The organism is Kitasatospora sp. NPDC058243, assembly GCF_042882025.1.
Classification (GTDB): domain Bacteria; phylum Actinomycetota; class Actinomycetes; order Streptomycetales; family Streptomycetaceae; genus Kitasatospora.
Window position 1 is genome coordinate 83611 of record NZ_JBHVWW010000006.1, and the last position, 26991, is coordinate 110601.

Sequence of the window (26991 nt, forward strand, 5' to 3'; positions counted from 1 at the left end):
GGGGCGTTTTTTGAGAAAAGGTTGTGTTGCACCTGGAACATTGGGCCCCCTTAACCCTGTGCTTTTTTTGACTCTTGCTTCTGTTCGCCCCGAAGAAAACCCCCCCCGCCCCCCCCCCCCGACCTCCCCGGGCCGGTGGTGGTCCGGCGGCCTGTCGGTCAGCCGAGCAGGCGCTTCAGCCGCTCGCCGGCCGCGCCCAGCACCGAGCGGGCCTCGGCCAGCTTGTCGGTGCTCACGCCGCCGTCCCGGGCCGCGTCGCGGACCTGGTCGCGGAAGCGGTCGAGCAGCCGCTCCAGTTCGCGGGCCGGGTCGCCGGCCGGGTCGGTCCGCGCCCACGGCGGCAGGTCGGCCGGGGCGGTCGGGGTGGTCGGCTCGTCCTTGTCCAGGTCGATCCGGGTGACGGTGACCTCCTCGGCCGACCCGTCGGCCGGCTGGCCCCAGCGGGCCGCGTCGGCCAGCCCGGACAGGCCCTTGGTCAGCTCGGCCAGGCCCTCGGCGAGGCCGGTCGGCCAGTCGCCCTTCGCGGCGTGCTCGCGCACCTGCTGCTCGACCCGGCGCTTGATCCGCAGCGCCTCCTGCTGCGCGGCCGTCCGCGAGGCCTTGGCCTGCTCGCGGAGCCTGCGGGCCTCCTCCTCGGCGGCCTTCGCCTTGGCCTTGGCGGCCTTCTCCTGCTCCCGGGCGCGCTTGGCCTGGTCCTTGGCCTGCCGCTTGAACTGGGCGAACTCCTCCTTGGCGCGCTGCCAGGACTCGTTGTCGCCCCACGGGCCGGACCACGGGTCCCCGCCCTCGGCGCGGTCCGGTCGGGGGGCCTGCCGGGCGGCCTGCCACAGCTCCTCGCGCAGGTCCTTGGCGCTGTCCCGGACGTCCTCGCGGATCGCCCCGGCCAACTGCGCCACGGAGTCGTGGATCTCCACTTCCAGGTCGTCCAACTCGCCCTGGCGGGCTTCCAGTTCGGCACGCCCTGCGTCGGTCAGCCGGTAGACCTTGCGGCCGCCCTCGGTGTTGTGGGCGACCAGGCCCTCCTGCTCCAGCTTGGCGAGCCGGGGGTAGACCGTCCCGGCGGAGGGCGCGTACAGGCCCTGGAAGCGCTCCTCCAGCAGGCGGATCACCTCGTAGCCGTGCCGCGGGGCCTCGTCGAGCAGCTTCAGCAGGTAGAGCCGGAGCCGGCCGTGGCCGAACACGGGCGTCATCTCACGCCTCCTTGGTGAGGTCGGGCTTGCCGAGTCCGGCCGGGAGCTCCTTGACGACCACCGGCGACTCGTCCTCGGGGTCGGGGCGGCGCAGCACGGTGACGCCGCCGGAGACGGTGGTCACGGCGAGGCTGCCCCGGCCGTCGCCGAGCTGGCCGGACAGGCGCTTGGCGCCCCAGCTGCCGCTGAGCTTGAGGCCGTCGAAGGTGCTGGAGATGTCGCCGCTGGTGGAGCCGGCCTCGACCTTGGCGTCGGCCAGCGAGGGGATCCGGATGACGACCGGGCCGCTGACGGTGGTGACCTTGATGTCGGCCGGGTTGGCGACGTCGAGGTCCAGGGTGACGGCGCCGGTGACGGCGTTGGCCTGGATCCGGTCGGCGGTGCCGGCGACGACGGTGAGCTGGCCGGAGACGGTGTTGACCTTGAGCTGGCCGGCCACCGACTGGGCGTCGACGTCGCCGGTGACGGTGTTGGCCTCGGTGCGGCCGGTCAGGCCGACCAGGGTGGCGTCGCCGCTGGCGCTCTGCACCGAGACGTGCCCGGTGATCCCGGAGACGGTGGCGTCGGCCGAGACGGTGCCGACCTTGACCTCGGCGTCGGCCGGGACGGTCAGGGTGACGCCGGCGACCCGCTTGCGCTTGAAGGAGCTGAAGAAGCCCTTGACCGCGTCGACCGACTTGAGCCGGTCGCCGAACTCGCCCCAGCTGTTGATGTCCTTGTAGGTGACCGTCAGGACGCCGTCCACCAGGGTCACGTGCAGCGGCTCGCCCTGGAGCTCGGTGACCTCCAGGCGGGCCGGGCCCTCGGCCGCCACCACGTTCACCGTGCCCTCGATGATCCGCACGTGCAGCGCCCGGACCGTCTCGTCGATGGTGATCCTCTCGGGTCCCTCGACCGTCCACTGGCTCATCTCTGCCGCCTCCCGTTGCCGATCGCGATGTATCGCGTTCTCTTTTAAAGACGATATATCGCGTGACGCGCAAGTCAAGCGTGCCGTCCCGGATCCCGCCCCTGAGCCGCCCCGGAGCGGCCCCCGAGGCGCCCCCTACGGGCGGGCGCGGATACGTGAGGGGCCCGGCAGGCGATCGCCTCCCGGGCCCCTCATCAGCGGTTCAGTGCAACGGCACCGCACCGGTCACTCGTCGTCCTCGTCGTCGAGCCGGGCCAGCCAGGTGGCCAGCCGCTCGACGGGGATCTCGAAGTCCGGGTTGAGGTCGACGAACTCGCGCAGTCGCTCGGCCAGCCACTCGAAGGTGACCTCCTCGTCGCCGCGCCGGTTCTGCAGCTCCTCGATGCCGCGGTCGGTGAAGTACACGGGTTCACTCCGGTCCGATGGGGATTGACCTGGTCAGGATAGTCGGGGACGCCCGCGGCCCCCGTCTCCCAGGGGAGGACGGGGGCCGCGGGCTTCGGTGCTCCAGCGCTTCGGGGCCTCAGGGCCTCAGAGCGAGTAGACCTCTTCGATCAGCGCCTGCTGCTCGGCGGCGTGCCGCTTGGCCGAGCCGACCGCCGGGGACGAGGCCGTCGTGCGGGCGACGCGGCGCAGCCGCGAGCCGTTGGCGCTGCGGCCGACGACGACCTGGAGGTGGTCGACCAGGTTCATCGCGATGAACGGCCAGGCGCCCTGGTTGTCCGGCTCCTCCTGCGCCCAGACGAACTGGACGTCGTCGCCGTAGCGGGCGAGCTCCTCCTGGAGCTCGGCCACCGGCAGCGGGTAGAGCCGCTCGACCCGGACGATCGCGGTGTCGGTGACGCCGCGCTCGGTGCGGGCCGCCGCCAGGTCGTAGTAGAACTTGCCGGCGGTGATGACGACCTTGCGCACCTGTGCCGGGTCGACGGTGTTGTCGCCGATGACCGGGCGGAAGGAGCCGGACAGGAACTCCTCGGTCGCACTCGCCGCGGCCTTGAGACGCAGCATCGACTTCGGGGTGAAGACGACCAGCGGCTTGTGGTGCGGGTTGTGCGCCTGCCAGCGCAGCAGGTGGAAGTAGTTCGACGGCAGGGTCGGCATGGCGACCGTCATGTTGTTCTGCGCGCACAGCTGCAGGAAGCGCTCCGGGCGGGCGGACGAGTGGTCCGGGCCCTGGCCCTCGTAGCCGTGCGGCAGCAGCAGGGTGACGCCCGAGTGCTGGCCCCACTTCTGCTCGGCGGAGGCGATGTACTCGTCCACCACGGTCTGCGCGCCGTTGACGAAGTCGCCGAACTGCGCCTCCCACATGACCAGCGAGTTCGGGCGGGTCAGCGAGTAGCCGTACTCGAAGCCCATCGCCGCGTACTCCGACAGCAGGCTGTCGTAGACGGTGTAGCGGGCCTGGTCCTCGGTGAGGTACTGCAGCGGGGTGTAGTCCTCGCCGGTGTTGCGGTCGATCAGGACGGCGTGCCGCTGGCCGAAGGTGCCGCGGCGGCTGTCCTGGCCGGCCAGGCGGACCGGGTGGCCCTCCATGAGCAGCGAGCCGATGGCGAGGGTCTCGCCCGTCGCCCAGTCGATGGTGTTGTCCTCGACGGAGGCGGCGCGGCGCTGGAGCTGCGGCAGCAGGCGCGGGTGGACGGTCAGCCAGTCCGGCAGGTTGACCTGCGAGGCGGCGATCCGCTTGACCATCTCCTGGGAGATGCCGGTCTGGATGTTGACCGGGAAGTCGGCGACCGGCTTGCCGGCGATGGCCGGGGCGGGGGTCTGGGCGGCGTCGCGGACCTCGGCGAAGACCTTCTCCAGCTGGCCCTGGAAGTCCTGGAGCGCCTGCTCCGCCTCTTCCATGGTGATGTCGCCGCGACCGATCAGGCCCTCGGTGTACAGCTTGCGCACCGAGCGCTTCTTGTCGATCAGGTCGTACATCAGCGGCTGGGTGAACGACGGGTTGTCGGCCTCGTTGTGACCGCGGCGGCGGTAGCAGATGAGGTCGATCACGACGTCCTTGTGGAACGCCTGGCGGAACTCGAAGGCGAGCCGCGCGACGCGGACCACGGCCTCCGGGTCGTCGCCGTTCACGTGGAAGATCGGGGCCTCGATCATCCGGGCCACGTCGGTGCAGTACATCGAGGAGCGCGAGGACGCCGGGGCGGCGGTGAAGCCGACCTGGTTGTTGACCACCAGGTGGATCGTGCCGCCGGTGCGGTAGCCGCGCAGCTGCGACATGTTCAGGGTCTCCGCGACGACGCCCTGGCCGGCGAAGGCCGCGTCGCCGTGGATCTGGATCGGCAGCACCGGGAAGGTGGTGCCGCCCTGGTCCAGGATGTCCTGCTTGGCGCGGGCGATGCCCTCGACGACCGGGTCGACCGTCTCCAGGTGGGAGGGGTTCGCGGCGAGCGAGACCTTGATGGTCTCGCCGTCCAGGCCGGTGAAGGTGCCCTCGGAGCCGAGGTGGTACTTCACGTCGCCGGAGCCGTGCATCGACTTCGGGTCGAGGTTGCCCTCGAACTCGCCGAAGATCTTGCCGTACGGCTTGCCGACGATGTTGGCCAGCACGTTCAGACGGCCGCGGTGGGCCATGCCGATGACGGCCTCGTCGAGGCGGTGCTCGGCGGCGGCGTCGATGGTGGCGTCCAGCAGCGGGATGAGCGACTCGCCGCCCTCCAGCGAGAAGCGCTTCTGCCCGACGTACTTGGTCTGCAGGAAGGTCTCGAAGGCCTCGGCCGAGTTCAGCCGGCGCAGGATGCGCAGCTGCTCCTCGCGCTCGGGCTTGGAGTACGGCTTCTCCAGGCGCTCCTGCAGCCACTTGCGCTGCTTCGGGTCCTGGATGTGCATGTACTCGACGCCGACGGTGCGGCAGTACGTGTTGCGCAGCAGGCCGAGGATGTCGCGGAGCTTCATCATCTTCTGGCCGCCGAAGCCGCCGACCGCGAACTCGCGCTCCAGGTCCCACAGGGTGAGGCCGTGGGTGGTGACGTCCAGGTCGGGGTGCTTGCGCTGCTTGTACTCCAGCGGGTCCGTGTCGGCCATCAGGTGGCCGCGCACACGGTACGCGTGGATCAGCTCCATGACGCGGGCGGTCTTGTTGACCTCGTCGTCGTGGGTGGTGGCGACGTCGGTGGCCCAGCGGACCGGCTCGTACGGGATCCGCAGCGACTCGAAGATCTCGTCGTAGAAGCCCTTCTCGCCGAGGAGGAGGCGGTGGATCTCGCGCAGGAACTCGCCGGACGCCGCGCCCTGGATGACGCGGTGGTCGTAGGTCGAGGTCAGCGTCATGATCTTGGAGACGCCCAGCCGGGACAGGGTCTCCGGGGCGGAGCCCTGGAACTCGGCCGGGTACTCCATGGCGCCGACGCCGACGATGGTGCCCTGGTTCTGCATCAGGCGCGGCACGGAGTGCACGGTGCCGATGCCGCCGGGGTTGGTCAGCGAGACCGTGACGCCGGTGAAGTCGTCCATGGTCAGCTTGTTGGCGCGGGCCCGGCGGACGATGTCCTCGTAGGCCTGCCAGAAGCCGAAGAAGTCGAGGGTCTCGGCCTTCTTGATGGCCGCGACGACGAGCTGGCGGTCGCCGTTCGGCTTGACCAGGTCGATGGCCAGGCCGAGGTTGACGTGCTCGGGCTTGACCAGGAAGGCCTTGCCGTTCTCCACCTTGTAGCTGTAGTTCATGCCCGGGGCGGCCTTGATGGCCTGGACCAGGGCGTAGCCGATCAGGTGGGTGAAGGAGACCTTGCCGCCGCGGGCGCGCTGCAGGTGGTTGTTGATGACGATGCGGTTGTCGATCAACAGCTTCGCGGGCACCGCGCGGACCGAGGTCGCGGTCGGCACCTCCAGCGAGGCGTCCATGTTGGTGGCGACGGCCTTGGCCGGGCCGCGCAGCTGGATCAGCTCGGGGCCGGCGGGCGCGTCCGCCGCGGCGGCGGCCGGAGCGGCCGCAGGGGCCGGGGCGGCGGCCTTGGGGGCCGGGGCCGGAGCCGGGGGCGCGACGGGAGCTGCGGCGAGCGGCGCGGGCGCCGGCGCCGGAGCGGCCGGGGCGGCCGGTGCGGCGGGGGCGGTCGCGGCCGGAGCAGCAGCAGCGGGCGCGGGGGCAGCGGCAGGGGTCGGCGTGGGGCCGGCCTGGGTCGCGGCCTGGGTCACTGGGGTCACCTCGGTACCGGGCTTGTAGTCGGCGAAAAAGTCCCACCAGGCTCGGTCGACCGAGTTCGGGTCCTGGAGGTACTGCTGGTAGATCTCATCGACGAGCCACTCATTGGGACCGAAGCCAGTGGAGCTAGCCGAGCTATTGGGGGTTTCAGGGGACTGTGGCGACACGGCGGCAACCGCCCTCTTCCGCTTCCTTTTGGGATGTTTGGACAGCGGGGATTAAGGCTACGCCCCTGACCAGTGATCGCGCAGTCCCCGGGCCCCAGGCGTCGCCCAGATCACAGTCCTGACCTGCAGTTTGGCTGAAAATGTGCGTTAGAAAGCCGTATCTGAGGGGAAGTGATCACGCCCACCCATAGGGCATATCCGGGCAAAACCGGACAAAGGCGCATGTAGATCATCCAATGATCTTCGTGTACGTCTGTGTCGCTTCTGTGACACATCCGACCCTCAGCGCTGCCCCGGCAGCCGGACCTCGATCCGGCAGCCGCGCGGCGACTCGGCGACCGCGATCCGACCTCCGTGCAGGTCCACCGCCCAGCGGGCGATGGCCAGGCCGAGGCCGGTGCCGCCGTCCGAGCCGGGCCCCTGGGCGGTCGCGGTGCCGCTGCGGCTGAACCGCTCGAACACCCGGCCGCGGTCGGCCGGCGGGATGCCCGGGCCCTCGTCCTCGACCTCCAGCAGCAGGCCGCCGGGCCCGCCGTCGGGCCGCGCGCGCACCGTCACGGTGCCGCCGGGCGGGGAGTGCTTGCAGGCGTTGTCGACCAGGTTGGCGACCACCTGGTGGAGCCGTTCCGGGTCCGCCACGCCGGTCAGACCGGTCGGGCTGACCTCCAGCGCCAGCCGGACGTCGCCGCGCCGGGAGAACGCCCCGCCGGCCGTCGCGCCGTCCACGGTGACCCCGCGCAGCACGCCGTCCAGGAACTCGCGCACCTCGAAGGGGCGGGCGTCCAGGTCGACCACGCCGTCGTCGATCTTGGAGAGGTCCAGCAGGTGGGTGACCAGGCGGCCGAGCCGCTCGGTCTGCTCCAGGGCGGCCCCCAGGGTCGCCGGATTGGGCTGGACGACGCCGTCCACCACGTTCTCCAGCACGGCGCGCAGCGCGGCGATGGGCGTGCGCAGCTCGTGCGAGACGTTGGCGACCAGCTCGCGGCGGTGCCGGTCGGCGGCCCCCAGGTCGGCGGCCATCTGGTTGAAGGTGGTCGCCAGCTCGCCGATCTCGTCGCGCGAGTTCACCTCGACCCGGCGGCTGTAGTCGCCGGAGGCCATCGCGCGGGCGGCGGCCGTCATCTCGCGCAGGGGGGCGGTCAGCCCGTGCGCGAGGAACTGCATGAAGAGCAGCGAGGCGATCATGGAGAAGACCATGATGATCCGGATCTGGGTCTCGGACCGGATCGCCACGACGACCATGCCGGTGGCCAGGAAGACGGAGACGATCACCAGCAGGGCGAGCTTGCCCTTGATCGAGCGGACCGGGTCGAGCGGCCTGATGTCGGCCCAGACCCGGCGGGCGGCGCGGGCGGCCAACGTCTGCGACCGCGTGCCGCCGGTGTCCCCGTTGCGTTGCTGTGGAAAGGTCATTGGTCCCCTGTGATCCCCGCGTACGTCCCCCGCGTGGTGCGCGGCAGTTCGGGACACGGGCCCCCCGGAGGCCCGTCGCCCGAGGCTCGCCGCTAGGAGAGCGGGGCCTCCAGCGCGTACCCGACGCCGTGGACGGTACGGATCCAGCTCGCGCCGATCTTGCGGCGCAGCGCCTTGACGTGGCTGTCCACGGTGCGGGTGCCGGACGCGTCCGTCCAGTCCCAGACCTCGGCCAGCAGCTGCTCGCGGGTCAGCACGGCGCGCGGCTGCGCGGCCAGGCAGGCGAGCAGGTCGAACTCGGTGGGCGTCAGGTGGACGTCGCCCGAGGCGAGCCGGACCCGGCGCTGCACGTGGTCGATCTCCAGCTCGCCGAAGCGCAGCGAGCCGAGCGCGGGCGTGCGGGCCGCCTGCTGGGCGCGCTCGACGCGGCGCAGCAGCACGTTGACCCGGGCGGCCAGTTCGCGCATCGAGAACGGTTTGGTCATGTAGTCGTCGGCGCCCACGCCGAGGCCGACCAGCAGGTCCGTCTCGTCGTCGCGCGCGGTCAGCATCAGCACCGGCACCGGGCGCTGCGCCTGGATCCGGCGGCACACCTCAAGGCCGTCGAAGCCGGGCAGCATGATGTCGAGGACCACCAGGTCCGGCTGCCAGGTGTGGAAGCCGTCGACCGCGCCCGGCCCGTCGTGGGCCACGGCGACCTTGAAGCCCTCCGCGCCCAGCCGGGCCGCGATCGACTCCGCGATCGTCGGCTCGTCCTCCACCACCAGCACTCTGCGTTGGCTGCTCACCGTGCCGCCGCTGTGGTTGTTGTCCTGCTGAAGTTCTGTCACGGTCACGCCACCGCCCCCAGGGCTGCGGGCCGGCCACCTGTGGGGATGGCGGGCTCCGCTCGTAGTCTTGTTCCGTCGTGGACTGTGCCGGGTCCGCCGTCCCGTCGTGCGTGCGGGTCGGCGGGCGGATTGTCGCCCGCCCACTTCTCCCGCGCACTTCGCAGCGTACGGACAGCGGATGCCTCCCGGCAGGTGGACCGGACGTTTCCGGCCCGTGGGCCGGCTGTCGGGCCGCCCTCGGAGCCCACTGCACGAGTGGGCACGGGCCGATACCTTACCCGGCGATTTTTCTCTGCGTAACGGTACGTATGCAGTCGAGTTGACGCCAAGTCGCCGGTCAGAGCCCCTGCCGGCGCGCCCGCCGGAAGAAGGTCTGGACCAATATCGGGAATCCGGTCGACCGGTTTCCTGACGGTCTTCACCGGCTTTTCTCAGATGCCTCTCAGAACCTCGACGTAACGTGGCCACGACAACGCCCCGCAGGGCGGGATCCGCGGCGCGCGCCGGTACGTTGGGCACCTGGTGAGGGGCCGGTGGCTGCCGGCGTGGAGCGGAGGGCGGCATGGCTGGACTGCGGCGAGGTGCCGGACGGGTCGGGGCGTCGCCCGCCGGCCCGCCGTACGGCATGCTCCGGCACGGTCTGCGCACCGGCGTCGTCGAGTGGCTGCTGGCGCGGGTGCCGACACCCCGGCGAAACCCCTTCACCCTCGGCTATCTCGCCGTGGTGGGCGCCACCACGACCTTTGCCAAACTCGCCGATCCGGAACTCGTGCAGCGGCTGCAGGAGGCCTCCAGTTCCGACGGCCACAACCTCCTGCAGCACCCCCTGCGTGCGCTGCTGCTCAGCGGTTTCTGGGTGGCCGGCGAGGTGTGGATGCCCTACCTGTGGGGATTCGCCGTCACCCTCGCGCCGCTGGAGCGCCGGATCGGCCCCGCCCGGGCGGCGGCGGTCTTCGCGATCGGGCACGTCACGGCCACGCTGCTGTCCCAGGGCGTGGTGATCACCGCGGTGGAGACCGGGCGGATGGAGACCGCGGCGCTGGACTACCTGGACATCGGCGTCAGCTACGGCGTGCTCACCTGCCTGGGTGCGGTGGCCGGGCTGCTGCCGTGGCGCGGTCGGCTGGTCGCGCTCGGCGGCGCCGGGCTGCTGATCGCCGAGCAGATCCTCACCGAGCGGGACCTGGTCACCGCCGTGGGGCACCCCGCCGCGGTGCTCACCGGGGTGGCGCTGTGGCGCTGGCTGCGCCGGGCCCAGGCCCGCCGGCCGCGGCCGAAGCCGCGGACGCGCCGGGTCGAGGCGCCGGCCGCGGGCTCCTCGCCCGCGCCGGGCGGCGCTCCGGTCCTGGACGCGCGCTGACCCTTCCGGGTGCCGCTCCCGCGTGCTTTTGACGGCGCTTCCCGCACCCTCCCCCCGTTCGCTCCACACCCTCCTCCTGTTCGCTCATGGCGAACACCGCCCCGGGAACATCCGGCGCACGCCAGGCCTTAGTCAGGTCGACTCAACTTCACTGACTGGGGAGAGATCATGGCATCGACGTCCACACCGCTCACCCTGCCCGTGCTGCCGCTCGACGACGAGGTCGTCCTGCCGGGCATGGTCGTCCCGCTGGACCTGAAGGACACCGAGGTGCGCGCCGCGGTCGAGGCCGCCCGCGCGGCGGCCACCGGCACCGGCAAGCCGCAGGTCCTGCTGGTCCCGCGGGTGGACGGCTCGTACGCGGCGGTCGGCACCCTGGCCGCCGTCGAGCAGGTCGGCCGGCTGGCCGACGGGGAGCCGGCCGCGCTGGTGCGCGCCGTGCGCCGGGTCCGCATCGGGGTCGGCACCACCGGCCCCGGCGCCGCCCTCTGGGTGGAGACCACGCCCTTCCGGGAGTCCTCGGTGGACACCCCGGTGGCCGGCCGGGCCGCCGAGCTGGTCAAGGAGTACAAGGCGCTGTCCACCCAGTGGCTGCGCAGGCGCGGCGCCTGGCAGATCGTCGACCGGGTGGCCCAGATCGAGGGCGTCGGCGAGCTCGCCGACAACATCGGCTACGCGCCCTTCGCCACCGCCGAGCAGAAGCTCAAGGTGCTGCTGGAGGCCGACCAGGTCGCCCGCCTGGAGTACGCGCTGACCCTGCTGCGCGACCACCTCGCCGAGGAGGAGGTCAACGACACCATCCGCAAGGACGTCGAGGAGGGCGTGGCCAAGCAGCAGAAGGAGTTCCTGCTCCGCCGCCAGCTGGAGGCCGTCCGCAAGGAACTGGCCGAGCTCAACGGCGACCCGGCCGACGAGGAGGGCGACTACCGTGCCCGGGTCGAGGCCGCCGACCTGCCCGAGAAGGTCCGCGACGCGGCCCTCAAGGAGGTCGACAAGCTGGAGCGGGCCTCCGAGCAGTCCCCCGAGGGCCCCTGGATCCGCACCTGACTGGACACCGTCCTGGAGCTGCCCTGGAACGAGCGCACCGAGGACGCGTACGACATCGCCGGTGCCCGCGCCGTGCTGGACGCCGACCACGCCGGCCTCGCCGACGTGAAGGACCGCATCGTCGAGTACCTCGCGGTGCGCAAGCGCCGGGCCGACCAGGGGCTCGGACTGGTCGGCGGCCGGCGCGGAGGCGCGGTGCTGGCACTCGTCGGCCCGCCCGGCGTCGGCAAGACCTCGCTCGGCGAGAGCGTGGCCCGCGCCATGGGCCGCACCTTCGTCCGGGTCGCGCTCGGCGGCGTCCGGGACGAGGCCGAGATCCGCGGCCACCGGCGCACCTACGTCGGCGCGCAGCCCGGCCGGCTCGTGCGGGCGATCAAGGAGGCCGGCTCGATGAACCCGGTCGTCCTGCTCGACGAGATCGACAAGGTCGGCTCCGACTACCGGGGCGACCCGGCCGCCGCCCTCCTGGAGGTGCTGGACCCGGCGCAGAACCACACCTTCCGGGACCACTACCTGGAGGTCGAGCTCGACCTCTCGGACGTCGTCTTCCTCGCCACCGCCAACGTGCTGGAGGCCATCCCCGAGGCGCTGCTCGACCGGATGGAGCTCGTCCGCCTCGACGGCTACACCGAGGACGAGAAGGTCGTCATCGCCCGCGACCACCTGCTCCCGCGCCAGCGCGAGAAGGCCGGACTGGGCGGCGAGCAGGTCAGCGTCGACGAGGCGGTGCTGCGCCGGCTGGCCGGGGAGTACACCCGGGAGGCCGGCGTACGGAACCTGGAGCGCTCGATCGCCCGGGTGCTGCGCAGGATCGCCGCCCAGGCCGAGCTCGGCGAGCGCGAACTGCCCGCCGCGATCGGCCCGGACGAGCTGCGCGCCCTGATCGGTCGGCCCCACCACGTGCCGGAGGCCGCCCAGGCGCCGGCCGAGCGGCGCACCGCCGTCCCCGGCGTGGCCACCGGCCTCGCCGTGACCGGCGCCGGCGGCGACGTCCTCTACATCGAGGCCTCGCTCGCCGACGCCGAGACCGGCGGCACCGGGCTCACCCTCACCGGGCAGCTGGGCGACGTGATGAAGGAGTCCGCGCACATCGCGCTCTCCTACCTGCGCTCGCGCGGCGCCGAACTGGAGCTGCCGGTCACCTCGCTGCGCGACCGCGGCGTGCACCTGCACGTCCCCGCCGGGGCCGTCCCCAAGGACGGGCCGAGCGCCGGCATCACCATGACCACGGCGCTCGCCTCGCTGCTGTCCGGCCGCAAGGTGCGCACCGACCTGGCGATGACCGGGGAGGTGTCGCTGACCGGGCGGGTGCTGCCGATCGGTGGGGTGAAGCAGAAGCTGCTCGCCGCCGACCGGGCCGGCGTCACCACGGTGATCATCCCCAAGCGCAACGAGGCCGACCTGGACGACGTCCCGGCCGAGGTGCTGGAGCGGCTCACCGTGCACCCGGTGGCGGACGTGCGGGAGGTGCTGGAGCTGGCCCTGGAGCCGGCCAAGGTCCTGGCCGCGGCGGCCTGACCCGGCCGCGCCGGGTCGGCGGGAGGATCGACGGGAGGACGGCGTCTGCGCGTGCCACACTGCGGAGATGCCGTCCCCCACGCAGCGCGCCCTGGCCCGGGTGCCGGCCCGGCTGCGTCCGTTCCTGCTGCGGCACCGCCGGCTGGTGAAGTTCCTGCTGGTCGGCGGCGCCTGCTTCGTGCTCACCACGGTGACCGACTTCGAGCTGAAGTTCACCGTGCTGGAGCACAAGCCGGTGGTCGCGCTGACGGTCGCGACCGTGATCTCGACCGTCGTCTCCTACGTGCTCAACCGTCGCTGGGCCTTCCGGACGGCCGGGCACCCGCGCGAGGCACTGCTGTTCTTCCTGGTCAGCGCCATGGCGATCGCCGTCAACGACCTGCCGCTGGCACTCTCCCGCTACGCCCTGGACCTGCGCGAGCCGTACGTCGGCCCGTTCGTCCAGGAGACCGCGGACTTCCTCAGCGGGATGGTCGTCGGCACCTTCGTCGCGATGCTGTTCCGCTTCTGGGCGATGCAGCGGTGGGTCTTCACCCGGCCCGCCGAACGGGCGCACCCGAGGTACGAACCCGGTTACGCTGCACCCGAGATGCCACGGGATGCCCCATAAGGCCGTGAGGTGAGGGTTATGCGCGGGGAACCGGACGCGGTTCGGAGCGGGCCCGCCAGCCAGCAGGGGATGCGCCGGGCCAACCTGGCCCTGGTGCTCGGGGTGATCGCGCGCGCCCCGCGCTCCCGGGCCGAGGTGGCCGCCGAGACCGGGCTGACCAGGGCCGCCGTCTCCTCGCTCGCCGAGCAGCTGATCGCCGGCGGCCTGGTCGTCGAGGAGGGCCCGGCCGCGCCCAGCGGCAAGGTCGGCCGCCCCGGCACCGCGCTCGGGCTCAACCCGCTCGGGCCCGGCGGCCTCGGCGCCGAGATCGGCGTGGAGCACCTCGGCGCCTGCGTGGTCGACCTGAGCGGGGAGGTCCGGACCTGGCGCCGCCGCGAGGTCCGCAACCGGGGCCGCCGGCCCGCCGCGGTCATGGCCGACCTCGCCGAACTGCTGCACGCGGCCGTCGCCGAGGCGGGCCTGCGCCCGGCCGGGCTGACCCTGGCCGTCCCCGGGCTGGTCGGCACCTCCGGCGGGGTGCTCCAGCGGGCCGCCAACCTGGGCTGGCGGGATGTCCCGCTGGCGGCCGAACTGCGCCCGGCGCTGCGCGCGGCCGGCGCGGCCGAACTGGCCGAGCTGCCGGTCGAGGCGGACAACGAGGCCAACCTGGGCGGGCTGGCCGAACGGTGGCTGGGCGGCGGGCCGGAGGACTTCCTGTACGTCTCGGCCGAGGCCGGCGTCGGCGCGGCGATCGTGGTCGGCGGGCGGCTGCTGCGCGGGGCGCGCGGCTACGCGGGCGAGTTCGGCCACGTACCGGTCCACCCGGACGGCCACCGCTGCGCCTGCGGCGCGCACGGCTGCCTGGAGCAGTACGCGGGGGAGGCGGCCGTGCTGCGGGCGGCCGGGCCGGCGGGCGCGCGGGGCGACTGGGTGACGCTGCTCGCCGGGCGGGCCGGGGCCGGGGACGAGCCGGCCCTCGCGGTGCTGGCCGGGGCCGGTTCGGCGCTGGGCATCGCGGCCGCCGGGGCGGTCAACCTGCTGGACCCGGCCGAGGTGGTGCTGGGCGGCGGCTACGCCCGGCTGGCGCCCTGGCTGCTGCCGGCGATGCGGGCCGAGCTGGCCGCCCGGGTGACGGTGCGGCCCTGGTCGGACGAGCGGCTGACGGTGTCCCGGCTGGGCCGGCGCGGGCCGCTGCTGGGCGCCGCGGTGGGCGTGGTGCGGGCCGTCGTCGCGGACCCGGGCCGGCTCGCCGGCGGCTGACCTCCCGGCCCGGGGCGCGCCCGAGCCCCCGGCCGGGCGGCCGGGGGCTCGGGCGCAGGAACGCGGGGGATCAGGCCTCGGAGGGCGCCTCGGCGGCGACGATCTCGCGGCCGCCGGAGCGCGGGCCGCGCAGTACGGCCAGGTAGGCGACGCCGATGCCGATCAGCGCCCAGACCACCAGGACCACGATCGGCATGCCCAGGTTGGTGGAGCCGAAGTAGGCGATCGACTTGGTGGCACTGGTCCCGGCGCCGTTCGGGATCAGCGAGCCGATGGCCCGCCAGAACGGCGGCATCATCGGTGCCGGGTAGACGCCGCCGGCGCTCGGGTTGCCCAGCACCACGAAGATCAGCACCGCGACGCCGATGCCGATGACGTCGAACAGGCACTGCAGCGCCATGGTGAACGCGCCGACCGTGAACACCACCAGGGCGCCGATGCCGGTCAGGGCCAGGATCGAGCCGGGCAGCGCGTCCAGCACCGGTCCGGCGATGATCGTGCCGCCGAGGCCGGCGCCGACCGAGTACAGCGCCAGCACACCGAGGCGGATCAGCAGGCGGTGGACGTTGGCGGGCTTGGAGCCGGCGCTGATGCCGAGGATCGAGGCGACCAGGTAGCCGCCGACGCACCAGCCGATGACCAGGTAGAACGCGGAGAGGCCGTTGGTGTCGCCCTTGGCGAGCGGCACGACGTCCTCGACCTTGACGGTGCGGCCCTGGGCCTTGTCCAGCGCGGTGGTGATGGACTCGGCGGCCTTGGCGGCGGAGGTGCCGCGGGCGCCGCCGACCAGCAGGGTGTCCTCGGTGCCGGTCGGGTTCACGACCAGCGCGGCGTAGATCTTCTGGTCCTTGATCTGCTGGGTGGCCGTCTCGGCGTCCGGGGCGGTGACGGCCTTGACGGCGTCGTCCGGCACGGATTCCAGCGCCTGGACCAGCTTGGGGGCGACCTGCGGCGGGGCGACCACCGCGATCGACAGCTCGTGCGGGGCCGGGTGGTGCAGCGCCCCGACGTACGAGGTGATGAAGCCGAGCTGCAGCAGCAGCACGCCGATCACGAGCAGTGCCGCACGCGGTGTGACCGCGCCCTTCAGTTCAGCGACGAAACCCTGCCCCGGGGCGGCCATCCACATCTCCTTGTGTATTGGGGGAAAACGGATACTTCATACCATGAACTAGTTAGCTTGTCGCACCCCACGCGCCGCCTTCCAGCCAGTGCGGCTGCGGGATACTGGCGCGGTGAGTGACGAGGAATCCCTGCTGGCGGTGGAGCGCGAGGTCGCGCTGATGTTCCGGCGGGGCCGGGCCCGAGTGGCGGAGCTCTCACGCCGGGTGCACCCCGAGCTGGAGGGGATGGCGTACAGCATGCTCGGCTACATCGAGCAGGCCGGGCGGGTGCGGGTGACGGACGTCGGCGTGCACTTCGCGGTCGGCAAGGCCACGGTGAGCCGGCAGATCCGGGCGCTGGAGGAGCTGGGCCTGGTGGCCCGGGAGACGGATCCGCTGGACCGCCGGGCCGCGCTGGTCTCGCTGACCGAGGACGGGCGGCGGCGCTACCTGGCGGCCCGGGACGTCCGGATGCGGCGGGTGCGGGAGCTGCTGGGCAGCTGGTCGCCGGAGGACGTGGACCGCTTCGCGGTGCTGCTGCACCGCTTCAACGACGTGATCGGGGAGCCGCCGGCGGAGTGACCGGGGGGCGGGTCGCGGCGGCTGGATCCAGGCCTGGGGGCGAGGCCTTTACTTGGGCTTGAAGAAAGTTGCCTTAGTCAACCATCGGGCCTATGGTTGCGTAAGGCAACGAAATTCCCCTGCCCGCGCACCCCCACTCCCCGCTCACTCCTCCCGCCGAAGGACCCAGATGACCGTCACAGCCGAGGCGACCGTCGGAGCCGCCGTCGACGATCAACCGATGACCCACCGGCAGGTGATGGAGGCGCTGTCCGGCCTGCTGCTCGGCCTCTTCGTGGCCGTGCTCTCCTCGACCGTCGTCTCCAACGCCCTGCCGCACATCCTCACCGACCTGCACGGCGGCCAGTCCGCCTACACCTGGGTGATCACCGCGGCCCTGCTGACCCTGACCGCCTCCACCCCGATCTGGGGCAAGCTCTCCGACCTCGTCAGCAAGAAGCTGCTGCTCCAGATAGCCCTGCTGATCTACATCGCCACCTCCGCCCTGGCCGGCCTCTCCCAGAACACCGCCGAGCTGATCGCCTGCCGCGCCCTCCAGGGCATCGGCGCCGGCGGTGTGGTCGCGCTGGGCCAGATCTGCCTGGCCGCGATGGTCCCGCCGCGCGAGCGCGGCCGTTACAGCGGCTACTTCGGCGCGGTCTTCGCGCTGGCCACCATCGGCGGACCGCTGATCGGCGGCGTCATCGTGGACACCTCGTGGCTGGGCTGGCGCTGGTGCTTCTACGTCGGCATCCCGTTCGCGCTGGCCGCGATCCTGGTGGTGCAGCGCACCCTCAAGCTGCCGGTGGTCAAGCGCAAGGCGAAGATCGACTACCTGGGCGCGCTGGTCATCACCGGCGCCGTCAGCCTGCTGATGATCTGGATCACGCTGGCCGGCACGAACTACGACTGGCTGTCCTGGCAGACCGCCGCGATGGTCGGCGGCGGCCTGCTGCTGGGCGCCCTCGCCGTGGTGATCGAACGCCGCGCCGCCGAGCCGATCATCCCGCCGGACCTCTTCAAGTACCGCACCGTCACCCTGGCCGCGGTGGCCAGCGTGCTGGTCGGCGTCGGGATGTACGGCGCGACCACCTTCCTCAGCCAGTACTTCCAGCTGGCCCGCGCCAAGTCCCCGACCATGGCCGGCCTGATGACCCTGCCGATGATCCTCGGCCTGGCGCTCGCCTCCACCGTCGCCGGCCGGCTGATCACCAAGTACGGCAAGTGGAAGGCCTACCTGGTCGCCGGCACGGCGCTGCTCGCGATCGGCTTCGGCCTGCTCGCCACCGCCCGCGCCGACACCGACTACAAGCTGCTCTGCGTCTACATGGCGATCACCGGCATCGGCCTCGGCCTGACCAGCCAGAACCTGGTGCTCGCGGTGCAGAACACGGTGCCGCGCCACGAGCTCGGCGCGGCCAGCTCCGTGGTGACGTTCTTCCGCACCATGGGCGGCGCGATGGGCGTCTCCGCGCTCGGCGCGCTGATGAACAGCAAGGTGACCCACTACCTCGCGGAGAACCTGGCCGCCGCGCACATCCCGGCCGCGAGCGCGGCCGGCGGCGGGGGCATCCCGGACCTGCACAAGCTGCCCGCCCCGATCGTCCCGCTGGTGACGGACGCGTTCGGGCACGGCGTCGGCACCGTCTTCCTGTGGGCCGCGCCGTTCGCGGCGCTGGCCTTCGTCACGGTGCTGTTCATCCGGGAGACCGCGCTGAAGACCAGCCAGCAGGGCTGACTCCGGGCGGGGATGCGCGAACGGGCCGGGGAGTGTGGATCACACTCCCCGGCCCGTTCGGTTCGTCCCGCGCGCGCGGACGGCGGGAACCGTCGGCCACGCGCTACGGCGCGGCGACCAGGACCACGCGCTACGGTGCGGCGATCAGGACCAGGCCGTAGACGACGGCCGCGGCGCAGAGGCCGAAGCAGGCGTAGGCGCCGGCCAGGGCCAGCCGGCCGCCGCCCGGCTCCTGGGCGGCCTCGCCCTCGCGGGCGCTCAGCGCGGCCTCGCGGCGGGACAGGGCCAGGATGCCGAGTGCGAAGACGGAGACCACGGCGACGGTGATGCCGAAGCTGGCACCGGCGGTCTGGGCCAGGGCGTTCCACTTGATGTGCATGGCGGGTGCTCCTCAGCCTGCGGCGCTCAGGCCGCGACCGTGGTCGAGGCGGGGGTGGGGGCGTTCGCGGGGGCGGCGGTGGTGGGGACCTCCACCGGGGTGACGTCGTTGACGTCGTTGACGTTGTCCGCGCTGATCGGCTGGCGGCGGGAGATCAGCCACATCGCGCCGGAGCCGGCCACCAGCACGGCGCCCACCAGGACGATGCCCCAGGTGCCCTGGCGGACCAGCAGCGCCGCGCCGCCCGAGACCAGCGCGGCGGCCGGCAGGGTCAGCGCCCAGGTGTAGACCATGCGGCGCACCAGGCTCCAGCGCAGCTCGGCCTTCGGGCCGCCGAGGCCGGCGCCCATGATGCCGCCGGAGCAGACCTGGGTGGTGGAGAGGCCGAAGCCCATGTGCGAGGAGGTCAGGATGACGGTCGCGGCGGCCGACTCGGAGGCGAAGCCCTGCGGCGCCTTGATGTCGGCGAGGCCCTTGCCCATCGAGCGGATGATCCGCCAGCCGCCCATGTAGGTGCCGAGCGCGATCGCGGCGCCCGCGGAGATGATCACCCAGGTGGGCGGCAGCGCGCCGTGCGGCAGGGCGCCGACCGACACCAGGGTCAGGGTGATGATGCCCATCGTCTTCTGGGCGTCGTTGGTGCCGTGCGCGAGCGAGATCAGCGAGGACGAGAAGATCTGGCCGGTCTTGAAGCCCTTGGTGGCGGTGGTCTCGTTGCCCTTGCGGGTGATCGCGTAGGCCAGCTTGGTGGCGCCCCAGGAGGCCAGGCCGGCGACCAGCGGGGAGGCGATCGCGGGGATCAGGATCTTGGAGAGGACGGTGTCGAAGTTGACGCCGTTCATGCCGACACCGACGACGGTGGCGCCGATCAGGCCGCCGTACAGCGCGTGCGAGGAACTGGACGGCAGGCCGCGCAGCCAGGTCAGCAGGTTCCAGAGGATCGCGCCCGCCAGTGCGGCGAAGATGATCTCGGGGTGGATGCCGCTCTTCTCGTTGACGATGCCGCCGGAGATGGTGGTGGCGACCTTCACGGACAGGAACGCGCCCGCGAAGTTGAGGACGGCCGCGATGGTGACCGCGACCTTCGGCCGGAGGGCTCCCGTCGCGATGGAGGTGGCCATCGCATTGGCGGTGTCGTGGAACCCGTTGGTGAAGTCGAAGGCGAGCGCCGTGATGATCACAACGGCTACCAGGAACGAGATGTGTTCCATACCCAAACAATCGTCGTAGTTGTCGCACGGACGTTGGTGTCGTCGCGACCGTAGGTCTGTTTGGTAAACGGAAGGTGAACTGAGCCGGGAATCGTGGTTCCGCTGGTGTCCCGGTGGTGTCCGGAAGCTTTCGGAAGGGTGTCGGCGGTCGCGCTGAGCTGGACATTAGCGAAGTTCGCCCCGGTTCGCTCCGGTTTGCTGAGAGCTGTCTCACAGATCAACCGAGAATTAACCTCCCAGTCCGGATGCGCCCTGTTTCCGGTGAGTAACCCGTGGGAGGATCTGCGGGATCCGGGGACGCCGGTGACAGGCTGGGGCGGGGAGGACCAACCCATGGGCGGGGCTGCACAGCGCACTGAAACGGCAGTCGTACGGCCCTGGCTGCGGGCGGCACTGCGCTGCGGAGCCGCCCTCGCGGCCGCCGCGCTCGCCCTCCCGCTCGCCGCGCAGGCCGCGTACGCCGCCCCCGACCCGGGCGCCTCGATCACCGCGGCCAGTCCGGGCGACGACCCGCTCGCCGCCGCCAAGGCCACCCTCGGCCCGCTGCTCGACCAGCTGCACGCGCTCTACCAGAGCGCCGAGACCGCCACCGAGCAGTACAACGGCGCCGTCGCCAAGGTCGCCGAGCAGCAGGCCGCGCTCACCGACCTCCAGGGCCGGATGGACCGCCAGCAGAAGCAGGTCGACGCCGGCACCGACATCGCCTCCCAGCTCGCCGCCGCCCAGTATCGCAACGGCGCCGCCTCCGCCTACGCCGAACTGCTGCTCTCCAAGGACCCGTACGAGGCCGTCACCATCGCGGAACTGCTCACCGCCGCCAGCCGCTCGCAGTCCGAGTTCCTGGACCGGCTGAAGACCGACCGCGAGGCCCTCGCCGGCCTGACGAAGCAGACCGAGGACGCGCTCAAGACCTCCCAGACGCTGGTCACCCAGCAGGACGCCGCCAAGGCCAAGGTCGCCACCGACCTCGCCTCCGTCGAGCAGCTGGTCTCCTCGCTCACCGGCGCCCAGCGCACCGAACTGGAGAAGCTGGAGAAGGCCAAGGCCGACGAGGCCCAGCTCGCCTTCCTCGCCTCCGGCGCCCTCGGCAAGGGCGAGCGCACCCCGTCGGCGGCCGGCCGCACCGCCATCGCCTTCGCGCTCGCCCAGCTCAACAAGCCGTACCTGTGGGGCGGCGCGGGGCCGGACTCCTACGACTGCTCGGGCCTCACCTCGCAGGCCTGGCTGCACGCCGGGCTGCCGATCCCGCGCACCAGCCAGGAGCAGTGGGCCCAGCTCCCGCACATCGCGCTGAACCAGCTCCGCCCCGGCGACCTGGTCATCTACTTCGAGGGCGCCACGCACGTCGCGATGTACATCGGCGGCGGGCTGGTCGTCCAGGCACCCCGGCCGGGCGCCGTCATCAAGGTGTCGCCGATCGGCTCGATGCCGATCCTCGGGGCGGTGCGGCCCGACCCGTCCGGCGCGGCGGACGAGGCCGGCGGCAGCTGGAAGGTGCCCGACCTGCCCGCCGGCTGGGACACCGTCACCCCGATCGCGCCCAGCCCGGCCAACCAGGTCCCGGCCGCCCCGGCCCCCGGCACACCCGCCAACCCGCCGGCCACCCCGGGCACGCCGTCCACCACCCCGGGCACGCCCGCGGACACCGGCACCGGTACGCCGTCCGGCACCGGGAGCGGAACGCCCGCCGACCCGGGGACGCCGTCCGGCACCGGCACCACCGCCCCCGGCACGCCCACGCCCACGCCGACCCCGACCGGGACGGGCACGCCCACCCCGACCGGGACGGGCACGCCCACCCCGACCGGGACGGGCACCCCGGCGCCGACCGGCACTGGCCCGGCGACGCCCGCCCCGACCGGCACCGGCACCGGCACCGGCACCCCGGGTTCCACCGGCACCGCGGCCTCCACCACCACCGGCTCGGCGAGCGCCGGGGCCCCGGGCAGCGCCACCGCGACACTGCCGCTCGGCAGCAACTAGGCCCTAGGTCCGGACAGGGCCTGAGCCATGACGAAGGCCGCCCGGCGTCCACGGACACCGGGCGGCCTTCGCGTGCGTCACGCCGGGGCGCCGGTGTCCGGCTCGAAGCGGACGACCACGGCCTTGGAGGTCGGCGTGTTGCTGATGTCGGCGGTGGAGTCCAGCGGGACGAGCACGTTGGTCTCCGGGTAGTAGGCCGCCGCGCCGCCGCGGGCCACCGGGTAGTGGACCACCCGGAAGTGCGGGGCGCGCCGCTCGACGCCGTCCCGCCACTCGCTCACCAGGTCGACGAAGGCGCCCTCGGCCAGGCCCAGTTCGGCGGCGTCGGCCGGGTTGACCAGGACGACCCGGCGGCCGCCCTTGATGCCCCGGTAGCGGTCGTCCAGGCCGTAGATGGTGGTGTTGTACTGGTCGTGCGAGCGCAGCGTCTGCAACAGCAGGCGGCCCGGCGGGACCTCGGGGGCGGTGAGCGGGTTGACGGTGAAGTTGGCCTTCCCGGTCGCGGTGGGGAAGGTCCGGGAGTCGCGCGGGCCGTGCGGCAGGGTGAAGCCGCCGGGGCGGCGGACCTTCTCGTTGTAGTCCTCGAAGCCGGGGACGACCCGGGCGATCCGGTCCCGCAGGGTGTCGTAGTCGGCGGCGAAGTCCTCCCACGGCACGGTGTCCCCGGGGCCGAGGACGCTGCGGGCGAGTCGGCAGACGATCGCGGTCTCGGAGAGCAGGCCCGGGGCGGGCGGGCGCAGGCCGCCGCGCGAGGAGTGCACCTGGCCCATCGAGTCCTCGACGCTGACGAACTGGGCGCCGGCGCCGCTGACGTCCCGGTCGGTGCGGCCCAGGGTGGGCAGGATCAGTGCGCGGGCGCCGGTGACCACGTGCGAGCGGTTGAGCTTGGTGGAGACGTGCACGGTCAGCCGGCAGCGGCGCATCGCCGCCTCGGTGACGTCGGTGTCCGGGGTGGCCGCGACGAAGTTGCCGCCCATCGCGAAGAACACCCCGACCCGGCCGTCGCGCATCGCCCGGATGGTGTCCACCGAGTCGAGGCCGTGCGCGCGCGGCGGCTCGAAGCCGAACTCCTTGCCGAGCGCGTCCAGGAAGGCCGTCGAGGGCCGCTCGAAGATGCCCATCGTCCGGTCGCCCTGGACGTTGCTGTGCCCGCGTACCGGGCAGACCCCGGCGCCCGGGCGGCCGACGTTGCCGCGCAGCAGCAGGAAGTTGACCACCTCGCGGATGGTCGGGACGGCGTGCTTGTGCTGGGTGAGGCCCATCGCCCAGCAGACGATGATCTTCCGGGAGCCCAGCACCAGCCGGCCGAGCTCCTCGATCTGCTCCCACGGCAGGCCGGTCGCGGCGAGCACCTCGGCGCGGTCGGTCGTGCCCGCCTGCGCCTCGAACTCCTCGAAGCCGTGGCAGTGTTCGGTGACGAAGGCGCGGTCGACGCCGTCCTGCTCCAGGATCATCCGGTTGAGCGCGCGGAACAGCGCCAGGTCCCCGCCGAGGCGGATCTGCAGGAACAGGTCGGTCAGCTTGGTGCCGTGGCCGACCAGGCCGCGCGCGTGCTGCGGGTTCTTGAAGCGCTCCAGGCCGGCCTCCGGCAGCGGGTTCACGCTCACGATGGTGGCGCCGGCCCGCTTGGCGCGCTCCAGCGCGGAGAGCATCCGGGGGTGGTTGGTGCCCGGGTTCTGGCCGGCCACGATGATCAGGTCGGCCTGGTAGAGGTCCTTGAGGCTGACGCTGCCCTTGCCGACGCCGAGCGTCTCGGTGAGCGCCGAGCCGGACGACTCGTGGCACATGTTGGAGCAGTCCGGCAGGTTGTTGGTGCCCAGCCGGCGGGCGAACAGCTGGTACGCGAAGGCGGCCTCGTTGCTGGTCCGCCCGGAGGTGTAGAAGGCGGCGCCGTCCGGGGTGTCCAGGGCGCGCAGCTCCTCGGCGATCAGCGCGAAGGCGTCGTCCCAGGAGACCGGCGTGTAGTGGGTGGCGCCCTCGTCGAGCAGCATCGGCTGGGTGAGGCGGCCCTGCTGGCCCAGCCAGTAGCCGGAGCGCTCGGCCAGCTCGGCGACCGGGTGGGCGGCGAAGAACTCGGCGCGGATCCGGCGCTCGGTGGCCTCCTCGGCGACGGCCTTGGCGCCGTTCTCGCAGAACTCCGCCGTGTGCGTCTTGCCCGGCTCCGGCCAGGCGCAGCCGGGGCAGTCGAAGCCGTCCGGCTGGTTGACCTTGCGCAGCGTGGCGAGGGTGCGCAGGGGGCCCATCTGCTCGGCGGCCATCCGCAGGCTGTGGCCGACCGCGGGCAGCCCGGCCGCCGCGTGCTGGGGCGCGGACACCTCGGGGGCGTCCTGCGCCGGGTCGCTCTGCGGGGCCTGCTTGGCCATGACCGCTTCTCCTCGGCTCTGCTCGTCCGGCGGCCGTGACACCGGGGTGACACCGGGCCCGCCGGGCCCGCCGCTTCGGCGCGGGGGCTGAGGGCCCATCCTTCCACCCGGGTACGGACGGGGGGAGGGGGGTCGAACGGGTCTTCGGGCCCCGAACCTGCGACCGGGCCGCTCCCGGGGCCCGCCGTCAGGCCCCCCTCGTCCGGCCGGAGGGCGGGCGCGGCGGTGGCGGGGTGCGCTGACCGCACGGCGGAGCAGGGGCGGCGACCGCCGACCGCGCGGCGAGGCGGGTGCCTTGGCGGCGGCGGGCGGGCGGGGGATCGACGACGGGCGCCGGGGCGGCGGCCGGGAGCGCGGCCAGTGCCCGCAGCAGCGCGCGGGCGGCGGCGTCGTTCTGTCGGAATCCCGGGGAATCGGTGCGGGGCCGGGCGAAGGCGGCGGCGGCGCGCAGGCTGGTGTGCGGGCCGAGTGCGGTGCGCCGCGGGTGCGGGGCGCCGCCCAGGGCCGGGTCGAGCAGTCGGCTGTCGCCGGGGGCGATGGTGACCAGGCCGGAGCGGTGGGTGTACTCCTCGTCGGCGACCACCTCCTCCACGAGCCGCCCGGCGCGGTGCAGTTCGCGCAGCACCGGGTCGAGGGTGCGGGTCAGCTGGTGCTTGGGCAGGTACGCCTCGACCAGGGCGGTGGCGGTGATGCGGTGGCCCGGCACGGTGTCGCCGCCGGCCCGCCAGGTGCCGGTGGTCTCGTCCCGTTCGACCCGGACGCCCGCGCCCAGGAAGTGCACGATCCCGGCCTCGGAGAGGGCGAGCAGCTGGCGCAGCCGGAAGCCGGGCGGGCCGGAGGCGAGGTAGCTGAAGTAGCCGAAGAACCACCCGTCCACCTCTTCGGCGACCGAGCGGGCGGTGAGCCGGCCGGTCGCGAGGATGCGCGGGAGCTGGCCGAACAGCGAGAGCAGGGCGAGGAAGGCGCCGAGGTCGGCGCTGTGCGCGGGGTCGGCGCGGCGGTCGGCGTCGGCGGTGACGTAGGCGCGCAGGTGCTGCTGGAGTTCCTCGGCGGAGCCGAGTTCGAGGCCGGCCAGCGGGTGGTCGAGCCGTTCGAAGTCGATCCGGTCGGCCGGGTCGGGTACCGCCTCGGCGACCAGGGCGGCCAGGTCGGGGGAGTACCAGTCGTGCCGGTCGAACCGGGCCAGAAACTCCGGCCAGGGCAGCGCGGTGCGTTCGGGGTGGGCGTGGAACAGCTCGTGGTAGTGCCCGAAGGCGGTCTCCTTGGCCATCAACGGCCAGAAGTCGCGCCGGAGTTCGAGCGGCCCGTCGGTGGCGAGGACGGCGTCCACGGCGGCCGCGTCGAAGTACCGGGGGAGCGGGGCGGGCGGCCCCTGGAGGCGGTAGTCGGTCTTGGAGTGGTACGGGACGCCGCGCCGGGAGCCGAGGTGCAGCACCGGTTCGCGGCCGGACGGGCGGTAGCGCAGCCCGTCCCCGGTGGGCTCGAAGCGGCCGCCGCGCCCTTCGGTGAGCAGGGCGACCAGGTCGACGGAGGCCAGGCCGAGGCCGCGCAGCACGACGTGCTCGCCAGGGGCGATGCCGTCCAGGTCGGCGTCGGCGGAGTAGGCGGGCGGGAGGTGGAAGCGGCCGTGCCGGGCGGCGAAGTCGGCGTCGGCGGCGTACCGGGGGTGCGGGGTGGAGTCGAGGTGGCCGAGGGTGAGGGCGACGTGGTCGGCGGTGAGCGTCCGGCCGGTGAGGTGGACGGTCTGCGGGCCGTCGGGCGGGCCGTCGATCCGCCGGACGGTGTCCCGGTGCACGGTGACCGTGACGTGCGGCGGCAGGTCGGCGACGGCGCGGCGGAACGCCCAGTCCAGGTAGGCGCTCTGGGCCCGGCGGGTGGGGAAGTCGGTGGGCGCGAGGGTGTCCAGTTCGGCCCGGACGGCCGGGTCGGCGACCTCCCGGTAGGGCGCGAACTCCCGCCGCCGGAGCGCCCATTGGGCCAGCGAGGGGCCCGGGCGGACCGGCCCGTCGATGGTCGAGCGCTCGTCGGTGAACATGGTGACGTCCTCGGCCATCGAGTTCATCCGCAGCAGCGGGGACTGCTCGTGGCGCCAGATCCGGCCCGCGCCGGGCGGGTGCGGGTCGACCAGGTGGACGTGCAACGGGCTTTCGGCGGGCAGGAGTTCGGCCGCGTTGGCGGCGATCCGTTCCAGCAGCCCGGTGCCCCGCGGGCCCGCGCCGACGATCACGAGGGTGTTCATGCCGCCACCTCGCGCAGCCGTCGCAGGGCGGCCCGGGTCCGCTGGAGCGGGGTGGGCGGCAGGCCGTCCCGGGTGGCGCCCTTGGCGTAGTGGCGCTCGACGTAGTACTGGCCGACGGACAGCAGGGTGGTGACCACCAGGTACCAGATGGTGGCGACCACCAGCATCGGGATGACCCGGTACGACTGCAGGTAGACCAGCTGTACCGAGTAGAGCAGGTCGGAGACGGCCAGCACGCTGACGATGCTGGTGCCCTTGAGCGCGCTGATCAGCATGTTCCCGGCGGTCGGCACGATCGAGCGCATCGCCTGCGGGACGACGATCCGGCGCAGCACCCGCCACCGGCCGAGGCCGAGCGCCGAGGCGGCCTCCAGCTGGCCGCGGTCGACGGACAGGATGCCGCCGCGGATCACCTCGGCGGCGTACGCGGTCTCCAGCAGGGTGAGGCCGATGACGGCGGTGAGGGTGGGGCCGATCAGGTTGACGGTCTTGACGGTGACGAACTCGGGGCCGAACGGGATGCCGAGGCCGAGGGTCGGGTAGAGCGCGCCGATGTTGAAGAAGAACAGCAGCTGCACCAGCGGCGGGGTGGAGCGGAAGATCCAGATGTAGCCCCAACTCAGGGTGCGCAGCACCGGGTTGCCGGACATCCGCATGACGGCGAGGCCGGTGCCGAGGACGAAGCCGAGGGCGAGGGTGACGGCGGTGAGCCAGAGGGTCAGGGTGAGGCCGTTGAGCACCGACCCGGCGGTGAACCAGTCGGCGACCACGTCCCACTGGAAGGCCTTGTTGCGCACCACGGAGTTGACGGCCATCGCGGTCAGCAGCAGCGCGATCCCGGCGCAGACCCACTGCCCGGGTCGGCGGCGGGCGACGATCCGGGCGCCGGGGTCGGGCGGTGGGCCGGGGAGGTCGGGGGCTGAGGTGGAGGCGGGGGTGGGCGTGGAGCGGGCGGGGAGGAGGTCCTGCGGGCTGGCCATGGCGGCGGC

General features: G+C 73.0%; 18 protein-coding genes and 1 pseudogene. 7 read left to right on the forward strand and 12 right to left on the reverse strand.

Annotated features, from left to right (window positions below; genetic code table 11):
* Window positions 1-158: 158 nt before the first annotated feature.
* From ACFVX9_RS06710 to ACFVX9_RS06735, 6 genes are all read right to left on the reverse strand, one after another.
* Window positions 159-1190: a PadR family transcriptional regulator gene (locus tag ACFVX9_RS06710; protein WP_380486936.1), complete on the reverse strand. Its 1032-nt coding sequence runs from the start codon at window positions 1188-1190 to the stop codon at window positions 159-161.
* 1 nt (window position 1191) lies between these two features.
* On the reverse strand, window positions 1192-2100 hold the full coding sequence (locus ACFVX9_RS06715) for a DUF4097 domain-containing protein (protein WP_380486934.1): 909 nt from the start codon (window positions 2098-2100) through the stop codon (window positions 1192-1194).
* 225 nt (window positions 2101-2325) lie between these two features.
* Entirely contained in the window at window positions 2326-2505 is a 180-nt protein-coding gene (locus ACFVX9_RS06720) for a DUF6104 family protein (RefSeq protein ID WP_063347844.1), read from the reverse strand.
* A 126-nt stretch (window positions 2506-2631) separates the two neighbouring features.
* Window positions 2632-6408 (reverse strand): multifunctional oxoglutarate decarboxylase/oxoglutarate dehydrogenase thiamine pyrophosphate-binding subunit/dihydrolipoyllysine-residue succinyltransferase subunit, encoded by a 3777-nt coding sequence (locus ACFVX9_RS06725; protein ID WP_063347843.1) that lies wholly within the window; start codon window positions 6406-6408, stop codon window positions 2632-2634.
* Window positions 6409-6690: 282 nt separating this feature from the next.
* On the reverse strand, window positions 6691-7821 hold the full coding sequence (locus ACFVX9_RS06730; protein WP_063347842.1) for a cell wall metabolism sensor histidine kinase WalK: 1131 nt from the start codon (window positions 7819-7821) through the stop codon (window positions 6691-6693).
* A gap of 92 nt (window positions 7822-7913) precedes the next feature.
* Window positions 7914-8651, reverse strand: coding sequence for a response regulator transcription factor (locus ACFVX9_RS06735; protein ID WP_063351140.1), 738 nt, complete (start codon window positions 8649-8651; stop codon window positions 7914-7916).
* A gap of 562 nt (window positions 8652-9213) precedes the next feature.
* On the opposite strand from ACFVX9_RS06735, the gene ACFVX9_RS06740 reads away from it, so the two are divergent.
* The 4 genes and pseudogenes from ACFVX9_RS06740 (at window position 9214) to ACFVX9_RS06755 (ending at window position 14425) form a co-directional block, all read left to right on the forward strand.
* Window positions 9214-10011, forward strand: coding sequence for a rhomboid-like protein (locus ACFVX9_RS06740; protein ID WP_380372567.1), 798 nt, complete (start codon window positions 9214-9216; stop codon window positions 10009-10011).
* Between the two features lie 168 nt (window positions 10012-10179).
* Window positions 10180-12576 (forward strand): annotated as a pseudogene (gene lon / locus ACFVX9_RS06745) (endopeptidase La).
* A 67-nt stretch (window positions 12577-12643) separates the two neighbouring features.
* Window positions 12644-13186, forward strand: coding sequence for a GtrA family protein (locus ACFVX9_RS06750; RefSeq protein ID WP_387980773.1), 543 nt, complete (start codon window positions 12644-12646; stop codon window positions 13184-13186).
* Between the two features lie 18 nt (window positions 13187-13204).
* Window positions 13205-14425 (forward strand): ROK family transcriptional regulator, encoded by a 1221-nt coding sequence (locus ACFVX9_RS06755; RefSeq protein WP_063347838.1) that lies wholly within the window; start codon window positions 13205-13207, stop codon window positions 14423-14425.
* 70 nt (window positions 14426-14495) lie between these two features.
* Here ACFVX9_RS06755 and ACFVX9_RS06760 read toward each other — a convergent pair whose 3' ends face one another.
* The gene (locus ACFVX9_RS06760) at window positions 14496-15548 is read right to left on the reverse strand and encodes an ABC transporter permease (RefSeq protein WP_380336811.1); all 1053 of its coding nucleotides are present in this window, start codon (window positions 15546-15548) and stop codon (window positions 14496-14498) included.
* A gap of 112 nt (window positions 15549-15660) precedes the next feature.
* Here ACFVX9_RS06760 and ACFVX9_RS06765 point away from each other — a divergent pair, with 112 nt between their 5' ends.
* Both ACFVX9_RS06765 and ACFVX9_RS06770 read left to right on the forward strand, forming a co-directional pair.
* A complete protein-coding gene (locus ACFVX9_RS06765) occupies window positions 15661-16110 on the forward strand; it encodes a MarR family winged helix-turn-helix transcriptional regulator (protein ID WP_371517154.1) in 450 nt (149 codons plus the stop codon).
* Window positions 16111-16279: 169 nt separating this feature from the next.
* On the forward strand, window positions 16280-17827 hold the full coding sequence (locus tag ACFVX9_RS06770; protein WP_063347836.1) for an MDR family MFS transporter: 1548 nt from the start codon (window positions 16280-16282) through the stop codon (window positions 17825-17827).
* Window positions 17828-17957: 130 nt separating this feature from the next.
* Here ACFVX9_RS06770 and ACFVX9_RS06775 read toward each other — a convergent pair whose 3' ends face one another.
* Window positions 17958-18206, reverse strand: a complete 249-nt coding sequence (locus ACFVX9_RS06775) for a hypothetical protein (protein ID WP_063347835.1) — start codon at window positions 18204-18206, stop codon at window positions 17958-17960.
* 26 nt (window positions 18207-18232) lie between these two features.
* Window positions 18233-19417: an anion permease gene (locus tag ACFVX9_RS06780; protein ID WP_380372581.1), complete on the reverse strand. Its 1185-nt coding sequence runs from the start codon at window positions 19415-19417 to the stop codon at window positions 18233-18235.
* Window positions 19418-19750: 333 nt separating this feature from the next.
* Between ACFVX9_RS06780 and ACFVX9_RS06785 the strand changes: the two genes are divergently transcribed.
* Window positions 19751-21400 carry an NlpC/P60 family protein gene (locus tag ACFVX9_RS06785; RefSeq protein WP_387980777.1) on the forward strand — a complete coding sequence of 550 codons (1650 nt, stop codon included), beginning with the start codon at window positions 19751-19753 and terminating at the stop codon, window positions 21398-21400.
* A 77-nt stretch (window positions 21401-21477) separates the two neighbouring features.
* Here the strand turns inward: ACFVX9_RS06785 and ACFVX9_RS06790 are convergent, their stop codons facing one another.
* The 3 genes from ACFVX9_RS06790 to ACFVX9_RS06800 form a co-directional block, all read right to left on the reverse strand.
* Window positions 21478-23763 carry an FdhF/YdeP family oxidoreductase gene (locus tag ACFVX9_RS06790; protein ID WP_380372586.1) on the reverse strand — a complete coding sequence of 762 codons (2286 nt, stop codon included), beginning with the start codon at window positions 23761-23763 and terminating at the stop codon, window positions 21478-21480.
* Between the two features lie 187 nt (window positions 23764-23950).
* Complete coding sequence (locus ACFVX9_RS06795; RefSeq protein WP_387980779.1) at window positions 23951-26002, reverse strand: FAD/NAD(P)-binding protein; 2052 nt, start codon at window positions 26000-26002, stop codon at window positions 23951-23953.
* A complete protein-coding gene (locus ACFVX9_RS06800) occupies window positions 25999-26982 on the reverse strand; it encodes an amino acid ABC transporter permease (protein ID WP_380424402.1) in 984 nt (327 codons plus the stop codon). Before ACFVX9_RS06800 ends, ACFVX9_RS06795 begins: the two co-directional genes overlap by 4 nt.
* Window positions 26983-26991 lie beyond the last annotated feature (9 nt).

Bases quoted from the DNA above. Each gene is read 5' to 3' on its own strand.
- ACFVX9_RS06710 (WP_380486936.1), bottom strand. From the start codon at position 1,190: ATGACGCCCGTGTTCGGCCACGGCCGGCTCCGGCTCTACCTGCTGAAG.
- ACFVX9_RS06780 (WP_380372581.1), bottom strand. From the start codon at position 19,417: ATGGAACACATCTCGTTCCTGGTAGCCGTTGTGATCATCACGGCGCTC.
- ACFVX9_RS06750 (WP_387980773.1), top strand. From the start codon at position 12,644: ATGCCGTCCCCCACGCAGCGCGCCCTGGCCCGGGTGCCGGCCCGGCTG.
- ACFVX9_RS06775 (WP_063347835.1), bottom strand. From the start codon at position 18,206: ATGCACATCAAGTGGAACGCCCTGGCCCAGACCGCCGGTGCCAGCTTC.
- ACFVX9_RS06790 (WP_380372586.1), bottom strand. From the start codon at position 23,763: ATGGCCAAGCAGGCCCCGCAGAGCGACCCGGCGCAGGACGCCCCCGAG.
- ACFVX9_RS06715 (WP_380486934.1), bottom strand. From the start codon at position 2,100: ATGAGCCAGTGGACGGTCGAGGGACCCGAGAGGATCACCATCGACGAG.
- ACFVX9_RS06800 (WP_380424402.1), bottom strand. From the start codon at position 26,982: ATGGCCAGCCCGCAGGACCTCCTCCCCGCCCGCTCCACGCCCACCCCC.
- ACFVX9_RS06730 (WP_063347842.1), bottom strand. From the start codon at position 7,821: ATGACCTTTCCACAGCAACGCAACGGGGACACCGGCGGCACGCGGTCG.
- ACFVX9_RS06760 (WP_380336811.1), bottom strand. From the start codon at position 15,548: ATGGCCGCCCCGGGGCAGGGTTTCGTCGCTGAACTGAAGGGCGCGGTC.
- ACFVX9_RS06770 (WP_063347836.1), top strand. From the start codon at position 16,280: ATGACCGTCACAGCCGAGGCGACCGTCGGAGCCGCCGTCGACGATCAA.
- ACFVX9_RS06755 (WP_063347838.1), top strand. From the start codon at position 13,205: ATGCGCGGGGAACCGGACGCGGTTCGGAGCGGGCCCGCCAGCCAGCAG.
- ACFVX9_RS06740 (WP_380372567.1), top strand. From the start codon at position 9,214: ATGGCTGGACTGCGGCGAGGTGCCGGACGGGTCGGGGCGTCGCCCGCC.
- ACFVX9_RS06795 (WP_387980779.1), bottom strand. From the start codon at position 26,002: ATGAACACCCTCGTGATCGTCGGCGCGGGCCCGCGGGGCACCGGGCTG.
- ACFVX9_RS06785 (WP_387980777.1), top strand. From the start codon at position 19,751: ATGGGCGGGGCTGCACAGCGCACTGAAACGGCAGTCGTACGGCCCTGG.